General features: G+C 69.4%; 1 pseudogene. It reads left to right on the top strand.

Features of this window, described 5'->3' with window-relative positions:
• A pseudogene (locus tag C7C45_RS04295) lies at positions 1-266 on the top strand (polysaccharide deacetylase family protein); the annotation flags it as partial.
• Positions 267-297 lie beyond the last annotated feature (31 nt).

Genomic DNA, 297 nt, shown 5'->3' with positions numbered 1-297 from the left:
CCGCGACGGCGACGACCCCCAACGTCTGGGGCGACCGGTACAACACGTCGGTGACGGTCAGCGGCGCCAGCACGTGGACCGTGGTGGTGGCCATCACCGCACCGCAGCGGGTCTCCACCGTCTGGAACGGCACCGCCACCTGGGACAGCAGCGGCACCGTCATGACCATGCGGTCCAACGGCAGCGGCAACACCTTCGGCTTCACCACGATGACCAACGGCAACAGCAGCGCTCGTCCACAGATCCGCTCCTGCACCGCAGGCTGACGACACCCGGACTGACCCGACGTCGGCGGGC

This window comes from Micromonospora arborensis (genome assembly GCF_003205615.1).
GTDB classification, from domain to species: domain Bacteria; phylum Actinomycetota; class Actinomycetes; order Mycobacteriales; family Micromonosporaceae; genus Micromonospora; species Micromonospora arborensis.
This window is presented reverse-complemented; position numbering and strand designations above follow the sequence as displayed.